Annotated in this window: 18 protein-coding genes; 4 read left to right on the forward strand and 14 right to left on the reverse strand. The window is 62.9% G+C overall.

Annotation, left to right across the window (positions count from 1 at the left end; all coding sequences use genetic code 11):
* Window positions 1-44 precede the first annotated feature (44 nt).
* From ppc to CWO91_RS00970, 5 genes are all read right to left on the reverse strand, one after another.
* Window positions 45-2,843, reverse strand: coding sequence for a phosphoenolpyruvate carboxylase (ppc, locus tag CWO91_RS00950; protein ID WP_130211853.1), 2,799 nt, complete (start codon window positions 2,841-2,843; stop codon window positions 45-47).
* A 1,073-nt stretch (window positions 2,844-3,916) separates the two neighbouring features.
* Window positions 3,917-4,933 (reverse strand): amino acid ABC transporter substrate-binding protein, encoded by a 1,017-nt coding sequence (locus CWO91_RS00955; protein WP_130211900.1) that lies wholly within the window; start codon window positions 4,931-4,933, stop codon window positions 3,917-3,919.
* Window positions 4,934-5,174: 241 nt separating this feature from the next.
* Window positions 5,175-5,450 carry an ABC transporter substrate binding protein gene (locus CWO91_RS00960; protein ID WP_245471083.1) on the reverse strand — a complete coding sequence of 92 codons (276 nt, stop codon included), beginning with the start codon at window positions 5,448-5,450 and terminating at the stop codon, window positions 5,175-5,177.
* Between the two features lie 132 nt (window positions 5,451-5,582).
* Entirely contained in the window at window positions 5,583-6,038 is a 456-nt protein-coding gene (locus tag CWO91_RS00965) for a cupin domain-containing protein (RefSeq protein ID WP_130211854.1), read from the reverse strand.
* 216 nt (window positions 6,039-6,254) lie between these two features.
* Window positions 6,255-7,229, reverse strand: coding sequence for an ABC transporter substrate-binding protein (locus tag CWO91_RS00970; RefSeq protein ID WP_130211855.1), 975 nt, complete (start codon window positions 7,227-7,229; stop codon window positions 6,255-6,257).
* 355 nt (window positions 7,230-7,584) lie between these two features.
* Here CWO91_RS00970 and CWO91_RS00975 point away from each other — a divergent pair, with 355 nt between their 5' ends.
* Window positions 7,585-8,061, forward strand: a complete 477-nt coding sequence (locus CWO91_RS00975; RefSeq protein WP_130211856.1) for a DUF3592 domain-containing protein — start codon at window positions 7,585-7,587, stop codon at window positions 8,059-8,061.
* Window positions 8,062-8,396: 335 nt separating this feature from the next.
* Here the strand turns inward: CWO91_RS00975 and CWO91_RS00980 are convergent, their stop codons facing one another.
* From CWO91_RS00980 to CWO91_RS01000, 5 genes are all read right to left on the reverse strand, one after another.
* On the reverse strand, window positions 8,397-8,756 hold the full coding sequence (locus CWO91_RS00980; RefSeq protein WP_245471084.1) for a hypothetical protein: 360 nt from the start codon (window positions 8,754-8,756) through the stop codon (window positions 8,397-8,399).
* Between the two features lie 234 nt (window positions 8,757-8,990).
* Window positions 8,991-9,206: a hypothetical protein gene (locus CWO91_RS00985; protein WP_130211857.1), complete on the reverse strand. Its 216-nt coding sequence runs from the start codon at window positions 9,204-9,206 to the stop codon at window positions 8,991-8,993.
* Between the two features lie 387 nt (window positions 9,207-9,593).
* Window positions 9,594-9,998 (reverse strand): YccF domain-containing protein, encoded by a 405-nt coding sequence (locus CWO91_RS00990; protein ID WP_130211858.1) that lies wholly within the window; start codon window positions 9,996-9,998, stop codon window positions 9,594-9,596.
* Between the two features lie 236 nt (window positions 9,999-10,234).
* Window positions 10,235-11,779 carry an acyl-CoA synthetase gene (locus CWO91_RS00995; protein WP_130211859.1) on the reverse strand — a complete coding sequence of 515 codons (1,545 nt, stop codon included), beginning with the start codon at window positions 11,777-11,779 and terminating at the stop codon, window positions 10,235-10,237.
* 163 nt (window positions 11,780-11,942) lie between these two features.
* Window positions 11,943-12,752, reverse strand: a complete 810-nt coding sequence (locus CWO91_RS01000) for a crotonase/enoyl-CoA hydratase family protein (protein ID WP_130211860.1) — start codon at window positions 12,750-12,752, stop codon at window positions 11,943-11,945.
* Between the two features lie 105 nt (window positions 12,753-12,857).
* Between CWO91_RS01000 and CWO91_RS01005 the strand changes: the two genes are divergently transcribed.
* Window positions 12,858-13,730 (forward strand): SDR family oxidoreductase, encoded by an 873-nt coding sequence (locus CWO91_RS01005; protein ID WP_130211861.1) that lies wholly within the window; start codon window positions 12,858-12,860, stop codon window positions 13,728-13,730.
* A 280-nt stretch (window positions 13,731-14,010) separates the two neighbouring features.
* The gene (locus tag CWO91_RS01010) at window positions 14,011-15,588 is read left to right on the forward strand and encodes a fatty acid--CoA ligase (protein WP_130211862.1); all 1,578 of its coding nucleotides are present in this window, start codon (window positions 14,011-14,013) and stop codon (window positions 15,586-15,588) included.
* Between the two features lie 86 nt (window positions 15,589-15,674).
* Here CWO91_RS01010 and CWO91_RS01015 read toward each other — a convergent pair whose 3' ends face one another.
* Window positions 15,675-16,949 (reverse strand): acyl-CoA dehydrogenase family protein, encoded by a 1,275-nt coding sequence (locus CWO91_RS01015; RefSeq protein ID WP_130211863.1) that lies wholly within the window; start codon window positions 16,947-16,949, stop codon window positions 15,675-15,677.
* A gap of 211 nt (window positions 16,950-17,160) precedes the next feature.
* On the opposite strand from CWO91_RS01015, the gene CWO91_RS01020 reads away from it, so the two are divergent.
* Window positions 17,161-17,940, forward strand: coding sequence for an enoyl-CoA hydratase-related protein (locus CWO91_RS01020; protein WP_130211864.1), 780 nt, complete (start codon window positions 17,161-17,163; stop codon window positions 17,938-17,940).
* Between the two features lie 261 nt (window positions 17,941-18,201).
* Here CWO91_RS01020 and CWO91_RS01030 read toward each other — a convergent pair whose 3' ends face one another.
* The 3 genes from CWO91_RS01030 to CWO91_RS01040 are packed head-to-tail and all read right to left on the reverse strand — an operon-like array spanning window position 18,202 to window position 20,353.
* Window positions 18,202-18,579: a DUF6285 domain-containing protein gene (locus CWO91_RS01030; RefSeq protein ID WP_130211866.1), complete on the reverse strand. Its 378-nt coding sequence runs from the start codon at window positions 18,577-18,579 to the stop codon at window positions 18,202-18,204.
* A 2-nt stretch (window positions 18,580-18,581) separates the two neighbouring features.
* Entirely contained in the window at window positions 18,582-19,568 is a 987-nt protein-coding gene (locus CWO91_RS01035) for a phosphotransferase family protein (protein ID WP_130211867.1), read from the reverse strand.
* Window positions 19,565-20,353: an enoyl-CoA hydratase/isomerase gene (locus CWO91_RS01040; protein ID WP_130211868.1), complete on the reverse strand. Its 789-nt coding sequence runs from the start codon at window positions 20,351-20,353 to the stop codon at window positions 19,565-19,567. The genes CWO91_RS01035 and CWO91_RS01040 overlap by 4 nt, the downstream gene beginning before the upstream one ends.
* Window positions 20,354-20,453 lie beyond the last annotated feature (100 nt).

Consider the following 20,453-nt stretch of genomic DNA (forward strand, 5'->3'; position numbering starts at 1 on the left):
CATGACGGCTCTGAGTGTGGAGCGGCGACGGGGGCTCTTGTTATTTACCCCGTATTCCTCAGCCCCGCCGAGATGCCGTTGATCGTGAGCTGGATCCCGCGCAGCACCTGCTCGTCCGGGTTCTGCGCGCGGTGCTCCTTCAACAGCTCGACCTGAACATGGTTGAGCGGATCGAGATAGGGGAAGCGGTGGCGCACGGAGCGCTCCAGCAGCGGGTTGCTCTGAAGCAACCGGTCCTGGCCCATGATGTCGAGCAACGTCTCGATACAGGAATGCCATTCGCGGCGGATGCGGCCGAAGATTTTTTCACGCAGGGCTTCGTCCGGCACGAGCTCGGCATAGCGCGAGGCGATGGCGATCGAGCTTTTCGCCAGCACCATGTCCATGTTCGACAAGAGCATGCGGAAGAACGGCCATTCCCTGTAGAGCTCTTTCAGGAACGGCATGCCCTGGTCGGGATGATCAGCGATCCACTGCTCGACCGCGCTGCCAAAGCCGTACCAGCCCGGCAGCATCAGGCGGCATTGCGCCCATGAGAACACCCAGGGGATCGCGCGCAGATCCTCGATCGCGCGGGTCTTCTTGCGCGAGGCCGGGCGGCTGCCGATGTTGAGCGTTGCGATCTCGTTGATGACGGTGGAGGCCCAGAAATAATCGACGAAGCCGTCGGTCTCGTAGACGAGGCCGCGATAAGCCCTGAAGGCGAGGTTCGACAATTCGTCCATCGCGGTCAGATATTCGCGGCGCGGCGCGCTCTGGCGCGGATTCAGGAGACTCGCCTCCAGCGTCGCAGCGGCGAGGATCTCCAGATTGTTGCGGCCGACTTCGGCGTTGGAATATTTCGACGAGATGATCTCGCCCTGCTCGGTGATGCGGATCTGGCCGTTCACGGCACCGCCGGGCTGCGCGATGATGGCATCATAGCTCGGACCACCACCGCGGCCGACCGAGCCGCCACGGCCGTGGAACAGGCGTAGGCGTACGTGATGCCGCTCGAACACGTCGACGAGTCCGATCTCGGCCTTGTAGAGCTCCCAGCCCGAGGTAACGAAGCCGCCATCCTTGTTGCTGTCGGAATAGCCGAGCATGACCTCCTGCACGCTGCCGCGGCTGTCGACGAGGCGGCGGTAATCATGTAGCGACAGCATGCGGTCCATGATGCCGGCGGAAGCCTGCAAATCCTCGATGGTCTCGAACAGCGGCACGATGTTGATGGCGCTGCGCCCGGAGGGATGGACGAGGCCGACCTCCTTCAAGAGCACCGCGACTTCGAGCATGTCCGACATGCCCTTGCACATCGAGATGATGCATTGGGGGATGGCGTCCGAACCGAACTTCGCATGCGCTTCCGCGGCGGCATGGAACACGTTGAGCTCGCCCATGGTCTCGTCGCTGTACTTGACGAACGGCGAGACCAGCGCGCGCGTCGAGCGCAACTCATTGGTGAGCAGCGAAATGCGGGCATCCTCGCCGAGCGCGAGATAGGACATGCCGGGGTTTGCAGCGTCCATCAGCTCGGCGATGGTGCGCTCATGCACGGCCGAGTTCTGTCGGATGTCGAGCCGCGCCAGATGGAAGCCGAAACAGTCCACCGCGCGCCGGAGCAGCCGCAGCCGGCCGCGGGCGATGACGCGGGCGTTGTTGGAAATCAGCGAGCGGTGCAGCACGTCGAGATCGGCCTGCAGCTCCCTAACGCTGTCGTAAGGCGCCGCTTTACCGACCGGCCGGCGCGTGATCTCGACCTCGAGCTTTTCGGCGGTCGCGGTCAGGCGCGCATAAATACCGGAGACCGCAAGGCGATAGGGCTCGCCGCTCCGGTGCGGCGAGGTGTCCGGCGAGCGTTCCGCGAGCGTGCGCAGCTCTTCGGAGACGTCGGCGAGATGCGCAGCGATCGACAGTTCGGAGCCGAGCACGTGCAGCTCGTTGAGATAGAACTGCATCACGCGGCTCGACTGCAGCCGCAGCGTGCCGCGCATGACGTCGGCGGTAACGAAGGGATTGCCGTCGCGGTCGCCGCCGATCCAGCTGCCCATGCGCAGGAACGAGGCGAGCTCGCTCGCCGCCTGCTCGCCGCCCTCCTCCAGTCGGTCTTCCAACGCGTTGACCAGGCGTGGCACCTCGCGCAGGAAGGTGTAGTCGTAGAACGACAGGCCGTTGGAGACCTCGTCGAGCACGGTGAGCTTGGTCCGGCGCAAGAGATTGGTCTGCCACAGCGTCAGCACCTCGCGGCGGAGTTGCTCGTCGCTGGCGGCGGCCTCCTCCGCGGTCAGCGCAACGCGTTCACGGCGATCGAGCAGGGCTGCGACCTCCATCTCGCGGTCCATGGTGCTCTTGCGTCGGACCTCGGTCGGGTGCGCGGTCAGCACCGGGCTGACCAGCGCGGACTTGAAGAAAGTGCGCAGCGCGTCGGGGCCGATGCCCGCCGCCTTGGCATGGGCGAGCGTTTCCGCCAGCACGCCGGAGCCGCCGTTCTTGCCCGCGCCGCGGGCGCGCATCTGGCGAATGTTGTTCTGATCCTCGGCGATGTTGGCGAGGTGGGAGAAATAGCTGAAGGCGCGGACGATCCGCACCGTCTCGGAGGTGGACATGCCGTCGAGGATCTGCTCGAGCTCGCGGCGGGCGAGCCGGTCCTCGTCGCGATGGAAGCGGATCGAGGTCTGGCGGATGCGCTCGACCAGGTCGAACACATCGGCGCCCTCCTGGTCGCGCACGGTATCGCCCAGGATGCGCCCGAGCAGGCGGATGTCGTCCCGCAGCCGGGCGTCGGCCTCCAGCGCCTGGACGTCCTCCGGGCGGTTGGGGCGATGTTCAGTGGCGTCGGATGATATGGTCTGGAGGGACATGGCTCGCTCCCCTTTAAGAGCTCCCTGGCTCCTCGGTCTGGAGGAGTGTGCGATATTTTTCTGCCGCAGTGCAAGATGAACTTGGTGGCGGCGCAAACTGCCGGCGACGTTCGTGTCCCGGACGCGCTGCAACGCCCTTAAGCGTTGCTGCGCAGAGCCGGGACCCAGGAGCCTCCTCATCGCTCGGCAACAGTCTGGGCCCCGGCTCTGCAGCGCACCACGCCGCGAAGACGCGGCGCGCTGCGCTGCGTCCGGGGCACGAGAATATAGCCAGTCTTATCAACAAACATGCTTTTGCCTTCTCGCGGCGTGTTCCACCCGAGCTTTGCTTCGTCTTTTCACCCTCACTGAGAAGAAAGGGCGCAGGGAAGGCCAGGCGCCGGCTGGCACCCAGGGTCCGCACGCGAGAAACGCACGCGGGGTGACCACAGGTGACGCCGGGACATCCCGGCCTTCCCTGCGCAACGGTTTTACGGCTTATGGCGCGCTCTCCCCGGGGAGCGATGCACTATTGCCCCCGTCGCCTTGCGGATGATCGATGCGCGCGCCCGGTCGGGCCGCTTCACCACCGCAAGCCTTGACGCACAGACCCCGGGCGTCAGGACCACACGCTTTTGCCGCCGCGGACGTCCCTCCCAAACATTCGGAAGCTCGCGCGTGCTCGCCCCCGAAACCGAAAGGAAACGCTGTGACCGCGCCGTGTCGATCGCGCGGATCGCGATGGCTCACAGGCGTAGCCCGCCCTGCCACCTCGTCACGCGCCGGCGCTACCGCGTCCATCGCATCCCGGCCTACGTATCGTGACGATCGCGAAACGTCCCTTTGACGAGCCGGGATGCGCTACCGTTTAACCGAAAACGCAAATTCGGTCAATCAGAATATTTTGCGGACCCGTCCCTTGACCTGCATGTGGTGTGATTTGCCCGTCGGGCAATGCGAGGAATTGGGGGCGAAAGGCGGCCGAGCAGCACGTAGCACGTAGGATGGGTTGAGCCTTTGCGAAACCCATCATGCTTCGTCACAGGCGGAGGGATTGATGGGTTTCGCTGGCGCTCTACCCATCCTACGAGCTGTCAGCGGATTGGCACGCCATATTGCAGCCCGCCCTTGGTCCAGAGCGAATTTAGCCCGCGCTTGATCTTCAGTGGCGAGCCCTCGCCGACATTGCGTTCGAAGCTTTCGCCGTAGTTTCCGACATGTTTGATAATGCGGTAGGCCCAGTCATTGGTGAGCCCCAGTGCTTCGCCGTTCTTGCCTTCGCTGCCCAATAAGCGGCGGATTTCTGGCTTTTCCGATTTTGTCATCTCGTCGACGTTTGCTTCGGTGATGCCGAGCTCCTCGGCGTTGATCATGGCGAAATGCACCCACTTGACGATGTCGGACCATTGGTCGTCGCCGTGGCGCACTGCTGGGCCGAGCGGTTCTTTCGAAATGATTTCCGGCAGGACGATATGGTCGTCCGGATTGACCAGGCGAAGCCGCTCGGCAGAGAGGCCCGAAGAATCCGTCGCGTAGGCATCGCAGCGCCCCATCTCATACGCGTTGATGGCTTCTTTGGAGCTGCCGAATGTTAGCAACTTGAGTCGCATCTTGTTGACGCGAAAATAATCGGCAACGTTGAGTTCGTCGGTCGTGCCTTGCTGCACGTAGACCGCAGCATCGTTGAGCTCGAGCGCGGACTTCACGTTGAGCAGCTTGCGGACCATGAATCCCTGGCCATCATAGTAATTGACGCCGGTAAAGTTCAGACCGAGCGAGTTGTCGCGCGAGCTTGTCCAAGTCGTGTTCCGCACGAGCACGTCGACTTCGCCTTGTTGCAAAGCGGCGAATCGATCCTTCGCCGTCAGCGGAATGAACTTGACTTTGGTAGGATCGCCGAGGATCGCGGCAGCGAGCGCCCGACAAAAGTCAACGTCGAGACCGGTCCAATTGCCCTGCGCGTCCTGTAACCCGAACCCCGTGAGGTTGCCGTTCGCCCCGCATTGCAAGAAGCCGCGCTGCTTGACGCTGTTGAGCGTTTGAGCCTGCGCCGATGTGGTAAGAGAGAGGACCGCCGTTGCGGCTAAAGCTGCAACAAGAACGCCTTTCATTGCCAATTCCTCCCGCTGGGGAGTGGCTGTGAGCATATCGGCCACGCAGGAATCACTGCAAGAGCGCCATCCCTCCCGCTCGCGTGACCTGCTACAGATTTTTGGCGAAATGGTACACGCCTGGACCGCGCGCGGCAATGTGGATGATGCCAGCGCGCTTCCGAATCAGCGGGATGAACTGGCGTCGCCTCATGCGGTCCCCTCCTCAGGCCGGGGGCCGCGCATTGCCACACGGCTGGGGTCATTTGCGTCGATTTGGCCGCGTCGCCGCCAGGTCCGGTCTGGCCTCGGCTACTGACGTGCCGGACACCATCGCGGTCTTCGGCGTCGGGCCATGAACAGACATTCCCTCACATGATTCGATCACCTCGTCCGCACGAACGAGTAACGAGGGCGGCACGGTGAGGCCGAGCGATTTGGCCGTCTTTGTGTTGATTACCAGCTCGAATTTGGTCGGCTGATTTACCGGCAGATCGGAAGGTTTGGTACCATTGAGGGTCTCGATTAATCGTGGCACCAGGGCATGTCGCCGCGTTGCAAATGCGGGACGAGGCGCACGTCCCCCGGATGGTCCGGCCGCGCTCCGGGTGGAAAAGACGGCCGCACCATACATTCGGGTCAAAGGCGCCAGCGAGCTGAGTGGCTACGATTACTTCTTGCGCGGATCGTCGGCCGCGTTGATGTAATCGATGCCTCCAGGACCGACAAACTGGACTTGGAGAACGGCCTCCTCATTTCCGGTCCAGGCGTAGTGAGAATGCTTTGCCGGATATACCCACAGTGAGCCCGGCTTCAACAACTCGCCTTTCGTCTCAAACGTTTCGCCGTGACTAGTACCGATATCGCCACTTATGATGGTCACGACCTCGGAATAGGGATGAGTGTGCGGCGGCATCTGAAAATTCGGGGGGAATTTGATGCGCAAGACAACCACATCCCCAGCTTTTGTTGGGTCTCCCACCAGCGTTGCGAGCTGGACGCCTTTGGGGAAGGCCGGGTTCTCCTTCCACGCAAGTGCATCAGGGGTGACTCGCGTCGGTGTGTTTTGCGCTGCCGCCGGGAATGAGAACACCACTAAGCCCGCTATCGCCAAGAGCTTCTTCATGTGAGTTCCTCCCACGGTAATGTGGAGCAAGGCACATATTAGAACTCCCTGGAGCTAACTGAGTCCAGTGGTTGTGAGCTTGACGATGACCGCTCAGGATCAAACTCTGACCTCGGGCCCTGTCTGACATAAGTCCGTTCATCCCTTGGCAACGGACATGCAGAAACTGCGACAGCGGGTCCACTTCCCGACTCATGTACGCAGCAACGGGGCTCTCTATTCAATTACCTTGTCGGCCCGAGCCAGCAGCATCGGCGGGATTTCGAGGCCGAGCGCGTTCGCGGTCCTGAGATTGATCGACAACTCGAACTTGGTAGGCTGTTGCACCGGCAATTCGCTTGGGTTTGCGCCCTTAAATATCTTATCGATAAAGGCTGCGAGCTGGAAATAGAGGTCAGGATAATTTACCGCGTAGGCGATCAGTCCCCCGGCTTCGACGAACTCGCGGGCTGGGAAGACGGTGGGCACACGATTGCGGGCCACCCATTCAACGATCATTTGTTGATACATTTGGGTGAGCCCGTCTGCCCCAACTACGAGGCCGTCGACACGCTGTCGGATCACCAGTTCGAATGCACGGCTCAGGTCACCCTCGCTCCGCACGTCAAGAAGCTCGGCCTCGAGACCCAGCGAGCGCGCCGCCGTCTTTGTCTCGTCCCATTCGGCTGGGACAGCGGGATTGCCCATGTTGTGAAGCAATGCAACTCGCGTAAGGCTCGGAAGCAGCTCTTTGAGGACCTCAACCCGTTTCGCTGACAGCTCGGTGCTGAAAGTAATCACCCCCGTGATGTTGCCGGTCGGCCGCGCGAAGCTCGCTACGAGCGCGCCGGGGCCACCCATTGTCATCATGACCACTGGAATCGTTCCGGTCGCATTCTGGGCCGCAGTGGTGGCAGGGGTGCCTCTCGTCAGGATCAGGTCGACGTTAAGGCCAACCAATTCGGACGCGAGATCCGGAAACCGCTCAGCCCGGCCATCGGCCGACCGATACTCGAGGGCCAAGTTTTTTCCTTCGAAATAACCCAAATCGCGCAGACCTTTGCGCAGAGCCTCAAGATTGGCGGCGTTCCGTACCGCCGGTATTGGCTCCAGAATTCCGACGCGATAGACCTTCCCGCCTCGCTGCGCACGCGCTGCGAGCGGCAGGGCGGCCGCGCCGCCGAGCAACGCGATGAACGAGCGCCGGTTCACTCCCGGTCCCTCCGTGCTTCCGAGGAAGTTAGCACACCTCGGTTATGGCAGGAGACTGCTGCGCTGCGGGATTTCGATCCTGTTTATGTCGCAGATGGGTCACGAGAGCCATCACGGGGCGGCTCGCTGAGGCCAGCTTCGGGCCAAAATGCGAAGGACTCAGCATGAGCAAATCTAGTTCTCCGCTCCACTAACCGGACTTCAAAGAGACATGCCGCCACTTTGCCAACGGGCCAGTCGCCGACACGGCTTGGCCGCACCAAGTACGGATTGAACCTGCCAGCTCGCCTTTGCGACAAAAACAGGCGTTTCACAGCGCGGGGCACCGCGCTTGCCGCGCGGAGACCTTCTCAACATGCAGCAGCGCAGCGTTCTTCCAGGCCGTCTCGGCAAATACTGTTTCATTCCGATCGGCCTATTGCTGTTGCTCGCGACCGCCTGTACCGCCTGGACCACAAAGGTGTGGCTCACGCGCGCCGTAGAGGTGCGCGGGCAGGTAATCGAGATGGTTCGCGTGCGAGCCAAGGAGCGCCAGGGTTATCTCTTCACGCCGCTGGTGCGCTTTCAAACCGCGGACGGCCGGCTGGTCGAATTTCAGTCCAGCCACCGGAGCAATCCGCCAGCGTACTACACAGGGCAGGCAGTCTCCGTCCTCTATGACCCCGAACAGCCCAGTTCAGCGGCCATCCGCGGAGTGCTTTCGATTTGGAGTCTGCCGATGGTTCTGAGTTTCCTTGGGACCATCTTCCTCGCGCTCGGCGCGGCCATAACTGTTTTGACTAAGCGTGAGCTTGCACAGCCTGATGTCGACGCGAAATTTGTCGGCGGTTGAACGGAACTCCATCCGCATCGGGTCAGAAGCGATCCTTGCCGGAAGGCGCGGGCAAGTCGGCTAGGGCCAACACCAGATCTCAGCCGATAAATTGGTGCCCGCGGTTGATCAGCGTTGGCGGAATGATCACTCCAAGTGCTTTGACCGTCTTGAGACTGATACCGAGAGCGAGTTCAGCCCTCTATTCCACAGGTACGTACGCGCACTTTGGCGTTTCGCGGGAACTTCGTAATCAACCATACCGTCGATTGATTCAACCCCCTCAAGGCCCATAGGCAATCAGCGAGCATTCTCTGCTCCCTGCGGGTCACCTCCGGGCCTTGGGCTCAGCGCCCTCAATTGCGCTGTGCGGTCCAGTAGCCTGAACAGCGCGCGTTTCCTGAATGGCCGCTCCACGTCCCGCGGCCAAAATTGCTCGAGAGCCTACCTGAGCCGGAGGCGAATTTGTCCTGAACTGTCACCGACGCCCGAACTGCGCCGGAACGCGCCACATAGCCTCTGAACCTGACTAGATTCGGATGTGTAACTATTCCGTTGGTGATGTTGACGGTGAAATTATAGGTCGCATCGCAAGGTCCTCTTTGCGTCACGAAAATGAGGTCCCAGGAGCCGTCGAATGCAGAGCGGGCTTGCGCGACGGAGTGGAAGGCGACCAGGCAGCCCACGGTCGCCACACAGGTGAGAAGCTTCTTCATTGCTTGCTCCAAGCTGTCTCCCACACATGGCGAGCGGAGCCGGCGAGTTCAATGCGGCTCGCCGGGGGCCGGAGGAGTGATGTCGGCTGCGGGTCCGAATGCGAAGAACTCAACCTGAGCAAATCTAGCACGTAGGATGGGTTGAGCCTTGCGAAACCCATCATGCTTCGTCACAGGCGGAGGGATTGATGGGTTTCGCTGGCGCTCTACCCATCCTACGAGCTGCGACCGTGTTCAACGTGTCATATAAAACACCACAAGAAACACGGCTATGATGAAGAGGAGGTCGATACTGGAAACGATTTTATCGACGGTCGTATAGGCCTTCGGGAAACGCCGTCTGGCCCCTTGCCCGAGCCATAGCGCTACCACGGCAAGCCCGACGAAAAGACACAGGCCGGTTAAGAACGTCCACATAATCTTCTGGCCAAGCACCGCGACGTTGCGCAAGGTCAGCGCGATTGGTCATGCGCGGATCTTTCGAATGAGTGATTCAGGAACTAATATAGCCAAACGGATGCAGGCAAGCCTGTTCAACGAAAGTCCGCCCTGGTCATAAGCCGCCAGTGATGGGCGATTTCCGCTCTGCCGGCGAAGAGCCCGCGTTTGTGGCGGGGCTATCGCATATGCCTTTGAGCGATCTGAGTGCACGCCTCGTCCTTGACGACCGCTTCGCGGTCCCTCAGGATAAGGCTAAACGGCATCGGCTCCCGCAGAAACTGCTGCCACACACTCCGCCCTCATCCTGAGGGCCCGCCAGGGGCGGGCGTCTCGAAGGATGCGCCGCGTGAAGACCGCCTGAAATGCGATAGTCCTGATCTTTCTGGGTACACTGCCCTAAGCCGGCACGATCACCTTGCCGATCGGCCAGAGCGCGATGCCGGCGAGCTTCAGATGGGCCCATGCGAAGGGAATGCCGATGATGGTGATGGCGAGGACCAGCGCGGTCACGAGGTGGCCGAGCGCCAGCCACCAGCCGGCGAGCAGGAACCAGATGATGTTGCCGATCACCCCGAGCGGACCGGTGCCAATATCGCTCATGCCGGTGACCTCATAACGGCTGACCGCCCGCGAGCCGAACGGCAGCAGCGTGTAGACGGCGATGTTGAACGCCGCCCGCGCCCAGGGCAGGCCGATGATGGTGATGGCCATGATGATCGCGGCGATCAGCCAGCCGAACGCCATCCAGGCGCCGCCGATCAGGATCCAGAGCAGGTTGAGCAGGATGGAAACGGGGGCCATGGGATGATCCGGAAGTGGATGACCACGTCTATATAGGCTCGAAATCTGTCGCCGCTAAGACTGTCCGATCGGCGCAACCGGCTACCGCCCCTCGAATTTCGGGTCGCGCTGTTTCGCCATCCGTTATCTCGTAGGGTGGGCAAAGGCGCGTTTGCGCCGTGCCCACGATCAATACCTGCGACCGTCCTGGTGGGCACGCTCCGCTTTGCCCACCCTACGGCACTACGTGTTCTTTCTCAGATCTTCCGGCCCGCCTGCTCCCAATAGGGATCGCGCAGGCGGCGCTTGAAGATCTTTCCGGAGTCTTCGCGCGGCAGCCCGATGCGGATCTCGATGTGCTTTGGCACCTTGTAATCGGCGAGCGAGGTCTTCAGTCGCGCACGGACGGAAGCTTCATCGAGCGTGACGCCGGCTTGCGGCTCGACCACCGCCATCAGCGCCTCGCCGAACTCGGCATCGGGGATGCCGAACACGGCGCAATCGTGCACGCCGGGCACGGCATGCAGCACGGATTCGATCTCGGCCGGATAGATGTTGACGCCGCCCGAGATCACCATGTCGCGCTTGCGGTCGCAGATGAAGACGTAACCCTCCTCATCGATATAACCGACGTCGCCGGAGGTGATGAAGCCGTCGCGATCGATCTCGGCGCGCTTCTCCGGCTTGTTGTGATAGGTGAAATCGGCCATCCCGACCATGCGGGAATAGATCTCGCCGATCTCGCCGACGCCGAGCACGCGGCCGTCCTCGCTGAGGAATCGCAGCTCGGCGCCGGGCGAGATCTTGCCGACCGTGCCGGGCTTCTTCAGCGCATCCTGGGAGGTTGCGAAGGTGACGGCTCCGGATTCGGTCGAGCCGTAGAATTCATAGATCACCGGCCCCCACCATTCGATCATGGCGCGCTTGACGTCGGCCGGACATGGCGCGGCGGCATGGATGACGTGGCGCAGCGAAGAGACGTCGTACGTCTTGCGCACCTTCTCCGGCAGCTTCATCAGGCGGATGAACATGGTCGGCACCATGAAGATGGTGTCGACCTTGTAGCGTTCGATCAGCGCAAGAAACTCCTCCGCCTCAAAGCGCGGCATCAGCACCAGCGCGCCGCCGAGCTTGCCGGCACGGATGCCGAATGAATTTGGCGCGGAATGATAGAGCGGGCCCGGCAGCAGCGCGCGGGCGCCAGGCTTGAGCCCGTAGATCATCGCGCGCATGCGTTCGCCGGCGGCCTGCTGCTCCGGCGTCGGCGCATTGCGGCGCACGCCTTTGGGATGGCCTGTCGTCCCGGAGGTGTAGATCATGTTCATCGGCTGCGGCACGACCGGGCCGTCATAAGGCTGGTGCTGCGCGAGCCAGGACTCGAAATCGATCGCGAAGTCCGGCGTCGCCAGATGATCGGGATCGATCTTGTAGTTGGACAGGATCTCCGGCGGCGTCGGCACGCCGAGCACGGTGACTCCTTTGGGGATCGCATCGCGCAAGTGGTGCAGCATGTCGGCATGTCCGATCAGCACGGACGTGCCGGTATCTCCGAGGATGTAATTGATCTCCTCCGGCTTGAAGTGCCAGTTGATCGGCACGCCATAGGCCCCGAGCCGCATCGCGGCGTAGGCGGCCTCCAGGAAGGCGATGTCGTTGCGCATCAGCATGCAGACGCAATCGCCTGGCTTGACGCCGAGCTTGGCGAGGCCGGAGGCGATGCGATCGGCACGGTCAGCGATTTCGGCGTGGGTACGGCGGCGCTCGCCGGAGACGATGCCGAGGAATTGGGACGTTTCGCTCATTTTTGTTTTCCGATCTTTCGTCGGGTTAAGAAAAGTGGAGACCACCAGCTCGTCATTGCGGGGCGATGCGAAGCATCGAGCCCGGAATCCATTTCACCTCAGAAATGCGGCTCGATGGATTCCGGGCCTGCGCCTACGGCGCACATCCCGGAATGGCAAGTTGCTAATCCGCAAACTTCGGCGCGCGCTTCTCCAGATTGGCCCGCACCGCCTCGGTCTGGTTGGCGCTGCCGATCAGCTTCTGCTGCTCGACGGATTCGGCGAGCAGCGCGGGGCCCGGATCGACCGAGAGATTGTTGAGCAAACGCTTGGCGGCACGGATCGCATCGGGGCTCTTGCCGGCGATCTCGCGCGCGACTTCGAGGGCGCTAGCGCGCGGGTTGTCGCAGATGCGCGTAGCGAGGCCGTAGGTCATCGCCTCCTGCGCGGAGAAGATGCGGCCGGTGTAGGTGAGATCGCGCAAAATATCGTCGCGCACGAGCGAAGCCAGGATCGGCGTGCCCGCCATGTCGGGCACGAGGCCCCATTTGATCTCCATCACCGACATCCGCGCGTCCGCCGAGAGGAACCGCATGTCGGCGCCGAGTGCGAGCTGGAAGCCGCCACCGAAGGCGACGCCGTGCACGGCCGCGATCACCGGCACCGGAAGCTGGCGCCAGCCCCACACCGCCTGTTGCGGAAAGTTCGCCTGGCCATGCGTGCGCTTGGTGAGGTCACGATTTTCGCCACCCGGAATTCCGTTGCCGCCCTTCTCCTTCATGGCGGCAAAACGCCCCATGTCGAGGCCGGCGCAGAAGGCGCGACCCTCGCCGGACAGCACGACGACACGTACGCTCTTGTCCTTCGAAAGCCGCTCGGTTGCAGCGACAAGGGCCTCGAACATGGCCTGATCCAGCGCATTCATCTTGTCGGCCCGCACCAGCCGCACGTCGGCGACGCCTTCCGTGATCGAGATCGAGACGCGCTCTTCCATGGATGAATTCTCCCCTGTTCTTGTTCAGTGCCGCTTTACAGGAAGCCGGCGGCCGGATTTAGTCAATCGACCAATTAATTGACAATCGGTACGGGAGAAACAGCCATGTTCAAGGAAAATCTTCTGGCCGGGCGCCGCATTCTCGTCACCGGCGGCGGCACCGGGCTCGGCAAGTCGATGGCGGCGCGGTTCCTCCAGCTCGGCGCCGAGGTGCACATCTGCGGCCGGCGCAAGATCGTGTGCGACGAGACCGCGACCGAATTGATGGATCAGTATGGCGGCCGCGTCACCAGCCACGGCGTCGACATCCGCAACGCGCTCGCGGTCGAGGAGATGATCGAGACCATCTTTCGCGACGGTCCCCTCACCGACCTCATCAACAATGCCGCCGGCAATTTCATCTCGCGCAGCGAGGAGCTGTCGCCGCGCGGCTTCGACGCCGTCGCCAACATCGTCATGCACGGCACGTTCTACGTCACCCATGCGGTCGGCAAGCGCTGGATCGCCTTGAAGCAGCCCGGCAACGTCGTCTCGATCACCGTGACCTGGGTGCGCAACGGCTCGCCTTACGTGGTGCCATCGGCGATGAGCAAGTCGGCAATCCACGCCATGACGATGTCGCTCGCCACAGAATGGGGTCGATACGGCATCCGCCTCAACACCATCGCGCCGGGCGAAATCCCGACCGAAGGCATGAGCAAGCGCATCAAGCCGGGCGATGAAGCCGGCGCGCGCACCAAGGCGATGAACCCGATGGGCCGCGTCGGCACCATGGAGGAATTGCAGAACCTTGCGGTGTTCCTGATCTCCGGCGGCTGCGACTGGATCAATGGCGAGACCATCGCCATGGACGGCGCGCAGGCGCTCGCGATGGGCGGCAATTTCTATCAGCTCCGCGACTGGAGCGACGACGACTGGAAAGCCGCGCGCGAGAGCATTATGGCGCAGAACGAGAAGGACCGGGCGAAGCGGGGGTAACGTCTTCGTGGCGGAAGCGAAGACGTGTGACTAACGCTGCCGCGCCACCCTCAACTGTCGTCCCGGCGAAGGCCGGGACCCATAACCACAGGGAGAAGTTGTTACGCGAAATCGGTAACTCCGAATCTTCGCAAAACCTCTCCCTGTGGTTATGGGTCCCGGATCGGCGCGCGCTTGAGGCGCGCTTGTCCGGGACGACAGCGGGGCCTCCCCCATCTTGTCTTCACCCGCGGATGACGCCACACTCCGCGGCATAAGAACAAGACACGACGGGAGAAACATGTCCACACAGCCATTGGCTGACCTCGCCGACATGGTGCGCGAGCGCGCGAGAAGCCGCGGCGACGCCATCGCCTACGAGTTCGAGGGCCGCCTCACCAGCTTTGCAGAGTTCGATATCAAGACGAACCAAGTCGCCAACGCACTGATCGCGATGGGTATCAAGAAGGGCGACCGCATCGCCTATCTCGGCAAGAACAGCGACATCTATTTCGAGCTGTTGATGGGCGCCATGAAGGCCGGCGTGGTGATGGCGACGGTGAACTGGCGGCTCGCGGGACCCGAGGTCGCGTTCATCGTGGAGGACTGCAAGGCGCCGGTGCTGTTCGTCGGGCCGGAGTTCATCACGCTCGTCGGCCAGATCAAGGACAAGCTACCCAGCGTACGCACAATCATCACCACCGAGGGCGGGGCGCCGGAATGGCCGGATTTTGCGGCCTGGCGCGATGCGCAGAGCGGTGATGCCTCGAAGGTGCCGATCGACGCGAAGGACATCGCGATCCAGCTCTACACGTCGGGTACGACAGGCAAGCCGAAGGGCGCGATGCTGTCGCACGCAAACTTCCTCAACCTGGTGCAATCAGGCAATGCCGAAGACAAGCCGGAATGGAACCGGTGGTCGACCGACGATGTCTCGCTGGTGGCCATGCCGGTCTTCCATATCGGCGGTTCGGGCTGGGGCGTGATGGGGCTCTATCACGGCGCCCGCGGCGTGATCGCGCGCGAGTTCGATCCGACAAAAGTGCTGGATTTCTTCGAGCAGTCCGGGATCACAAAGCTGTTCATGGTGCCGGCGGCGATGCAGTTCGTGGTGCGGCAGCCGCGCGCCAGGACGGTCGATTTCTCGCGCCTGAAATACATGCTGTATGGCGCCTCACCGATACCGGCGGCGCTGCTGAAGGAGTGCATCGAGGTTTTCAAATGCGGCTTCGTCCAGCTATACGGCATGACCGAGACCACGGGCACGATCGTCGCGCTGCCGCCGGAGGATCACGTCGAGGGTCTGGAGCGGATGCGTTCGGCCGGCAAGGCACTGCCGGGCGTCGAGATCGCGATCCTGGATATGGACGGCAAGCCACTGCCGGCGCGTGAGGTCGGCGAGATCGCCACGCGCTCCGGCTCGAACATGGCCGGCTATTGGAACCTGCCCGAGGCGACCGCCGCGACGCTGCGCTCCGACGGCTGGCTGCGCACCGGCGATGCCGGCTACATGGACGAGGACGGCTATCTCTATATCCACGACCGCATCAAGGACATGATCATCTCCGGCGGCGAGAACATCTACCCGGCCGAGGTCGAGAGCGCGCTGTGCGATCATCCCGATGTCGCCGAGGCCGCCGTCATCGGCGTGCCCGACGACAAATGGGGCGAGGCAGTAAAGGCGGTCGTGGTGATGAAGCCCGGCAGGCAGGCGAGTGCCACCGACATCATCAACTTCACCCGCGAGCGCATCGCCGGCTACAAGACGCCGAAGAGCGTGGAGTTCCTGCCGGCGCTGCCGCGCAATCCGAGTGGCAAGATCTTGCGGCGGCAATTGCGCGAGCCGTATTGGGCGGGGAAGGACCGAAGGGTGAATTAGCCCGCTCTATCGCCCTCGTCGTCCCGGCCTAGCGCGCAATTGCGCGCTAGGCCGGGACGACGTTGGAGAGAGAGCGGCGCAAGAAGCTAATGCTTCCCCGGTCCCATATAGCCGAACAAGAACCCCGCCACCTTGCGCATCTGGATCTCCTCGCTGCCTTCGGTGATCCGATAACGGCGGTGGTGGCGGTAGATGTGCTCGAACGGCTTGTGCCGTGAGTAGCCCATGCCGCCATGAACCTGCATTGCGCGGTCGGCGGATTCGCAGCAGAGGCGGTTTGCCCAGTAGTTGCACATCGAGACGCGGTCGGAGAGCGTGCGCTCGATCTGCTCTTCGGTGAGCTGGTCCATTTCCCAGGCGGTCTTGCGGATCAGAAGACGCAGCATCTCGGCTTGCGTGGCGAGCTCAACCAGCGGGAACTGGATCGCCTGGTTCTCCGCGAGCGCTTTGCCGAATGGTTTGCGCTCGCGGGCATATTTCACGCTCTCGTTGATGCAGTAGACGGCAGCTCCCAGCGAACTCGCGGCCTGCCGGATACGGTTCTGGTGCACGAAGCACTGCGCCAGCGACAGGCCGCGGCCGACCTCGCCGAACAGCGCATCCTCCGGCACGAACACGTCGGTAAAGCTGACGCGGGGATGGTCGGTCGGCATGTTGAAGGTCCACATGTATTCCTCGACCTTGACGCCGTGGCTCTTCGCCGGCACCAGGAAGCAGGTGATGCCGCGCGCATCGCCGTCATTGCCGCTGGTGCGCGCAAACAGCGCGCAATGCGTGGCGACATGCATGCCGGTCGTCCACATCTTCTCACCGTTGATGATCCAGCCTTTGACGTTGTCGCGGGTCGCCGGCACCGCACGCGTCTCCATGTGGGTCGCGTCCGAGCCGTGATGCGGCTCGGTCAAGCCAAAGGTGATGCGGTATTTGCCCTTGATCGAGCCGTCGATCATCGCCTTCTGGTCGTCGCGGCCGTAGCGATCGAGCATGGTGACGACGGGGAAATTGCCGACGATGGAGTGCTCGTTCTGGAGGTCGTTGTGCAGGCCGAGACCCTTTGCGGCAAAGTGCTCGCGGATCACGGCCATCCAGAGATTGGAGCCGTCCTTGCCGCCATATTGCTTCGGCACCGGAAAGCGCAGATGGCCGGCAGCGTCCGCAAGGTCCTTGGCCTTGCGCAGCAACGCTTCCCATTCATGGCGTGGCAGGCCGCCATTCTCGAAATCGGTGCGCGCCCATTCGCGGCGGTGATCGAAGAAACGGATGTTGTCGTCGGCTTCTTCCAGCGGCTTGATCTCGCGTTCGATGAAACGGTCGAGCTCTCTGAGATAGGCGACGAGATCGGCAGGCAGTGAGAAATCCAAGGGTTCTCTCCCGGAATGATTTTTCGTTTTGCGTTAAGGCGCTACGCGCATTCTTGCTTGGCATGATTAAGCGGAGAAGAGCGCATCCAAGTCAAGCAAGCCGAGACGTGTGAGGCGCGCAAGGCGCGCTTGCGCAATTCGATGGTGCTCAGGCGCACCCGCGCGCTAGTATGACGGCAATATTCCTTCACGAGAAAATGCGGGAGCGATCATGGAGCTGAAATTTTCGAAGGTGGAACGCAAGGGCCCGATCACGATCGTCACGCTGTCGCGCCCCGAGGTCTACAACGCGCTGCACACCGATGCGCACTTCGAGCTCAACAAGGTGTTCGACGACTTCTCCGCCGATCCCGAGCAGTGGATCGCGATCGTCACCGGCAGCGGCGACAAAGCGTTCTGCGCCGGCAACGATCTGAAGTGGCAGGCGGCGGGCGGCAAACGCGGATGGGACAAGGGCGGCTTTGCCGGCCTCACCGCGCGGTTCGACTGCGACAAGCCGATCATCGCAGCCGTGAACGGCGTCGCGATGGGCGGCGGCTTCGAGATCGCGCTGGCCTGCGACCTCATCATTGCCTCGGAGAATGCCACCTTCGCCCTGCCCGAGCCGCGCGTCGGCCTAGCCGCACTCGCCGGCGGCCTGCACCGGCTGCCGCGTCAGATCGGGCTCAAGCGCGCCATGGGCATGATCCTCACCGCACGCCATGTCAGTGCCAAGGAAGGCCTCGAGCTCGGCTTCGTCAACGACGTGGTGCCGCAGGGCGAGGCGCTCAACGCCGCGCTGCGCTGGGCGGAGATGATCACCAAGAACTCGCCGATGTCGATCCGGGCCTCAAAACAGGCGATCCAGAAGGGGCTTGGCGTCTCCCTGGAGCAGGCGATCGAGGAGCAGCGCGAGTATCCGGCGGTGAAGGCGATGGCGGCGTCGCAGGACTACATCGAGGGCCCGAAGGCGTTTGCGGAAAAGCGGCCGCCGAAATGGGTGGGGAAGTAGGGGGACTCGGCGTCATGGCCGGGCTTGTCCCGGCCATCCACGTCTAAACGCGCGAGACGAGCGACGTGGATGCCTGGAACAAGACCGGGCATGACGATGCGGAGGGAGTACCGTCTCGACACCGTCATTGCGAGCCACCGGGTCCGCGCAAAGCGCGGCCCGATGACAGGCTCCGCGAAGCAATCCAGACTGCCGCCGCGGAAGCAGTCTGGATTGCTTCGTCGCAAGGGCTCCTCGCAATGACGGAGCAGGTGGCTACGCCTACCCGCCTCGCGATAGCTCTCGCCTGTATGACGCGTAATTCGGCTGATCGACTGCGAGCTTGTCCATCGTGGTCGCCCAGAGGTGCTCGGCGAGTCCCGGCGTTGCGAGGTCCACCTCGCCCTTGGCGATGCGCTCGGCGAGCGCTTGATTGAGCTCGGCGACGGAGCCGTCCACGCCCAGCAGCGCGCGCAGACTCTCCACCTCCCTTGCATCGCTCCCCTCCTCCCGCGTCAATTGCCGCGTCACGAGGTCGAGGATGTTGATGGCGACGCGCAGCTTGAAGGCCTGGTGACCGGAGATCAGCGGCGTGATGTCGTTGCGCAAGAAATCGGCGACCGACTTGGTCAGCTCGATCGGTGTGGGTTCGTCCTGCATGGTCAACTCCCGCGCGGCGCCAGCAGCCGCAACAGATCGATCTCGGTCTCGGAGGCGCGGCGGCCGATCATCGCGCGTTCCATGGAATGGTCCGGCCCCTCGCGGAACCGCTGCATCATGCCGCCGCACATGATGCCCCAGCGTAGCGTCCCCATCACCTCCCAGAATTTCACCCGCGCCGGATCGACCTTGCGGCCCGCGGCCTCATAGCCCGCGAACAGCTCCTCGCGCGAGCCAAAGCCGCCGACCGGCTTGTCGATCTCGCCGAAGCGCCAGGAGTTGACGCAAACCCAGCCGAGATCCTCCATGGGATCGCCGAGATGGGCGAGTTCCCAATCGAGGACCGCACGGACACCGTCGCCGCCGATGATGAGATTGCCGTTGCGGAAATCGCCATGCACCAGCGTTTCCTCGGCTGACGGGCCAGGATCGTGATCGCGCAGCCAGCGCAGCGCCAGCTCGAACACCGGCTTGGGCCAGTTCAGGCTGCGATAGTCGCGCTCGAACTCGCCGATCTCCTTCGCCGCGGTCATGCGGCGCAGCTCGGGCAGCTTGTGCAGCGGCAGCTTGTGCAGGCCGGCGAGCACGCCACCGATCTGCCGCGCAAGCAGTGGCCGCGCCGCGGCGAACTCATCGTCGCGAAGGATCTTGCGGGCGATGGTCTCGCCCTCGACCCGCTGCATGATGAAGCCGGTGCCGAGATCGTCCTCCGGCCTGAGCACATGCATCACCCGCGGCGACGGCACGCCGGCCTCATAGGCGAGCTGCATCAGTTGCGCTTCAGCGGCAAGACCGGCCGCACGCGTTGGCGCGGCGCCATAGCCCTTCGGCGAGCGGCGCAGGATCGCGCCGATCGGCCCATCGGGATGCACGATATCGAAGCGCCAGGTTTCCTGGCTGGCGCCACCCGAGAGCTTTGCCGCGCCGGTGACGCCGGTCGCCCCCTTGCACCAGCGCTGGACGCTGCGTGAAAGCTCCGCCTCGATCATTTGCCTTTGAACTGCGCGGGCCGCTTCTCCAGGAACGCGCCGACGCCCTCGCGAAAATCCTGGGTGTCGCCGGCGCGGAGCTGGCACTGGAATTCGAGGTTGAGCTGATCCTCGAAGGAATTTTCGGGGCTGTCCCAATAGAGCTTGCGGATCAGCGACAGCGCGACCGTCGGGCCGCTGGCGAGCTCGCGCGCGAGCTTCATCGCCTCCTCCATCAGCACGCCGTCGTCGTAGACGCGGTTGACGAGGCCCCATTCCAGCGCCTTCTCGGCCGGCAGCCGCTCGCCCATCAGCGACAATTCGATCGAGCGCGCCCGACCAATGAGGCGCGGCAACAGCCAGGTCGAGCCGCAATCCGGCACGAGGCCGATGCGGCGGAAGGCTTGCAGGAAATAGGACGAGCGCGCGCACAGGATCATATCGCCGAGCAGTGCGAAGCTCATGCCGGCGCCGGCGGCCGGGCCGTTGACCGCGGTGATGATCGGACAATGAAGGTTGCGGATGCGGCGCAGGAAGGGATGAAAGCCGGTCTCCAGTGTCAGGCCGGCCTTGGTCTTCTTCGACTGGTTGTTGCGGCCCTGGAGGTTCGCACCGGTGCAGAACGCCCGCCCCGCACCGGTCAGCACGACGCAGCGCACCTCATCCCTCTTCTCCTCGATGGTATCAAGCGCTTCGGCAAGACCGCCCAGCATGTCCAAGGAGACCGCGTTCATCACCTCCTGATGGTCGAGCTTGAGGATCGCGACCGAACCATCGAGATCGAGCGTGACGTGTTTGAATTGCATGGTTTCCTCGTCAGTTGCCGGCCTGCGTCAGTTTCGCAGACCGGAATTTGTTTTGCCGGGGCGCATATTTGATTTTTGGCGCGGTCTTGTCCATGGTGAT

Source organism: Bradyrhizobium genosp. SA-3, from assembly GCF_004212635.1.
Lineage (GTDB): Bacteria > Pseudomonadota > Alphaproteobacteria > Rhizobiales > Xanthobacteraceae > Bradyrhizobium.

Excerpts from the sequence above, each read along its gene's own strand:
- ppc (WP_130211853.1), bottom strand. The coding sequence starts at position 2,843 with ATGTCCCTCCAGACCATATCATCCGACGCCACTGAACATCGCCCCAAC.
- CWO91_RS00955 (WP_130211900.1), bottom strand. The coding sequence starts at position 4,933 with ATGAAAGGCGTTCTTGTTGCAGCTTTAGCCGCAACGGCGGTCCTCTCT.
- CWO91_RS00965 (WP_130211854.1), bottom strand. The coding sequence starts at position 6,038 with ATGAAGAAGCTCTTGGCGATAGCGGGCTTAGTGGTGTTCTCATTCCCG.
- CWO91_RS00975 (WP_130211856.1), top strand. The coding sequence starts at position 7,585 with ATGCAGCAGCGCAGCGTTCTTCCAGGCCGTCTCGGCAAATACTGTTTC.
- CWO91_RS00980 (WP_245471084.1), bottom strand. The coding sequence starts at position 8,756 with ATGAAGAAGCTTCTCACCTGTGTGGCGACCGTGGGCTGCCTGGTCGCC.
- CWO91_RS00990 (WP_130211858.1), bottom strand. The coding sequence starts at position 9,998 with ATGGCCCCCGTTTCCATCCTGCTCAACCTGCTCTGGATCCTGATCGGC.
- CWO91_RS00995 (WP_130211859.1), bottom strand. The coding sequence starts at position 11,779 with ATGAGCGAAACGTCCCAATTCCTCGGCATCGTCTCCGGCGAGCGCCGC.
- CWO91_RS01000 (WP_130211860.1), bottom strand. The coding sequence starts at position 12,752 with ATGGAAGAGCGCGTCTCGATCTCGATCACGGAAGGCGTCGCCGACGTG.
- CWO91_RS01005 (WP_130211861.1), top strand. The coding sequence starts at position 12,858 with ATGTTCAAGGAAAATCTTCTGGCCGGGCGCCGCATTCTCGTCACCGGC.
- CWO91_RS01010 (WP_130211862.1), top strand. The coding sequence starts at position 14,011 with ATGTCCACACAGCCATTGGCTGACCTCGCCGACATGGTGCGCGAGCGC.
- CWO91_RS01020 (WP_130211864.1), top strand. The coding sequence starts at position 17,161 with ATGGAGCTGAAATTTTCGAAGGTGGAACGCAAGGGCCCGATCACGATC.
- CWO91_RS01030 (WP_130211866.1), bottom strand. The coding sequence starts at position 18,579 with ATGCAGGACGAACCCACACCGATCGAGCTGACCAAGTCGGTCGCCGAT.
- CWO91_RS01035 (WP_130211867.1), bottom strand. The coding sequence starts at position 19,568 with ATGATCGAGGCGGAGCTTTCACGCAGCGTCCAGCGCTGGTGCAAGGGG.
- CWO91_RS01040 (WP_130211868.1), bottom strand. The coding sequence starts at position 20,353 with ATGCAATTCAAACACGTCACGCTCGATCTCGATGGTTCGGTCGCGATC.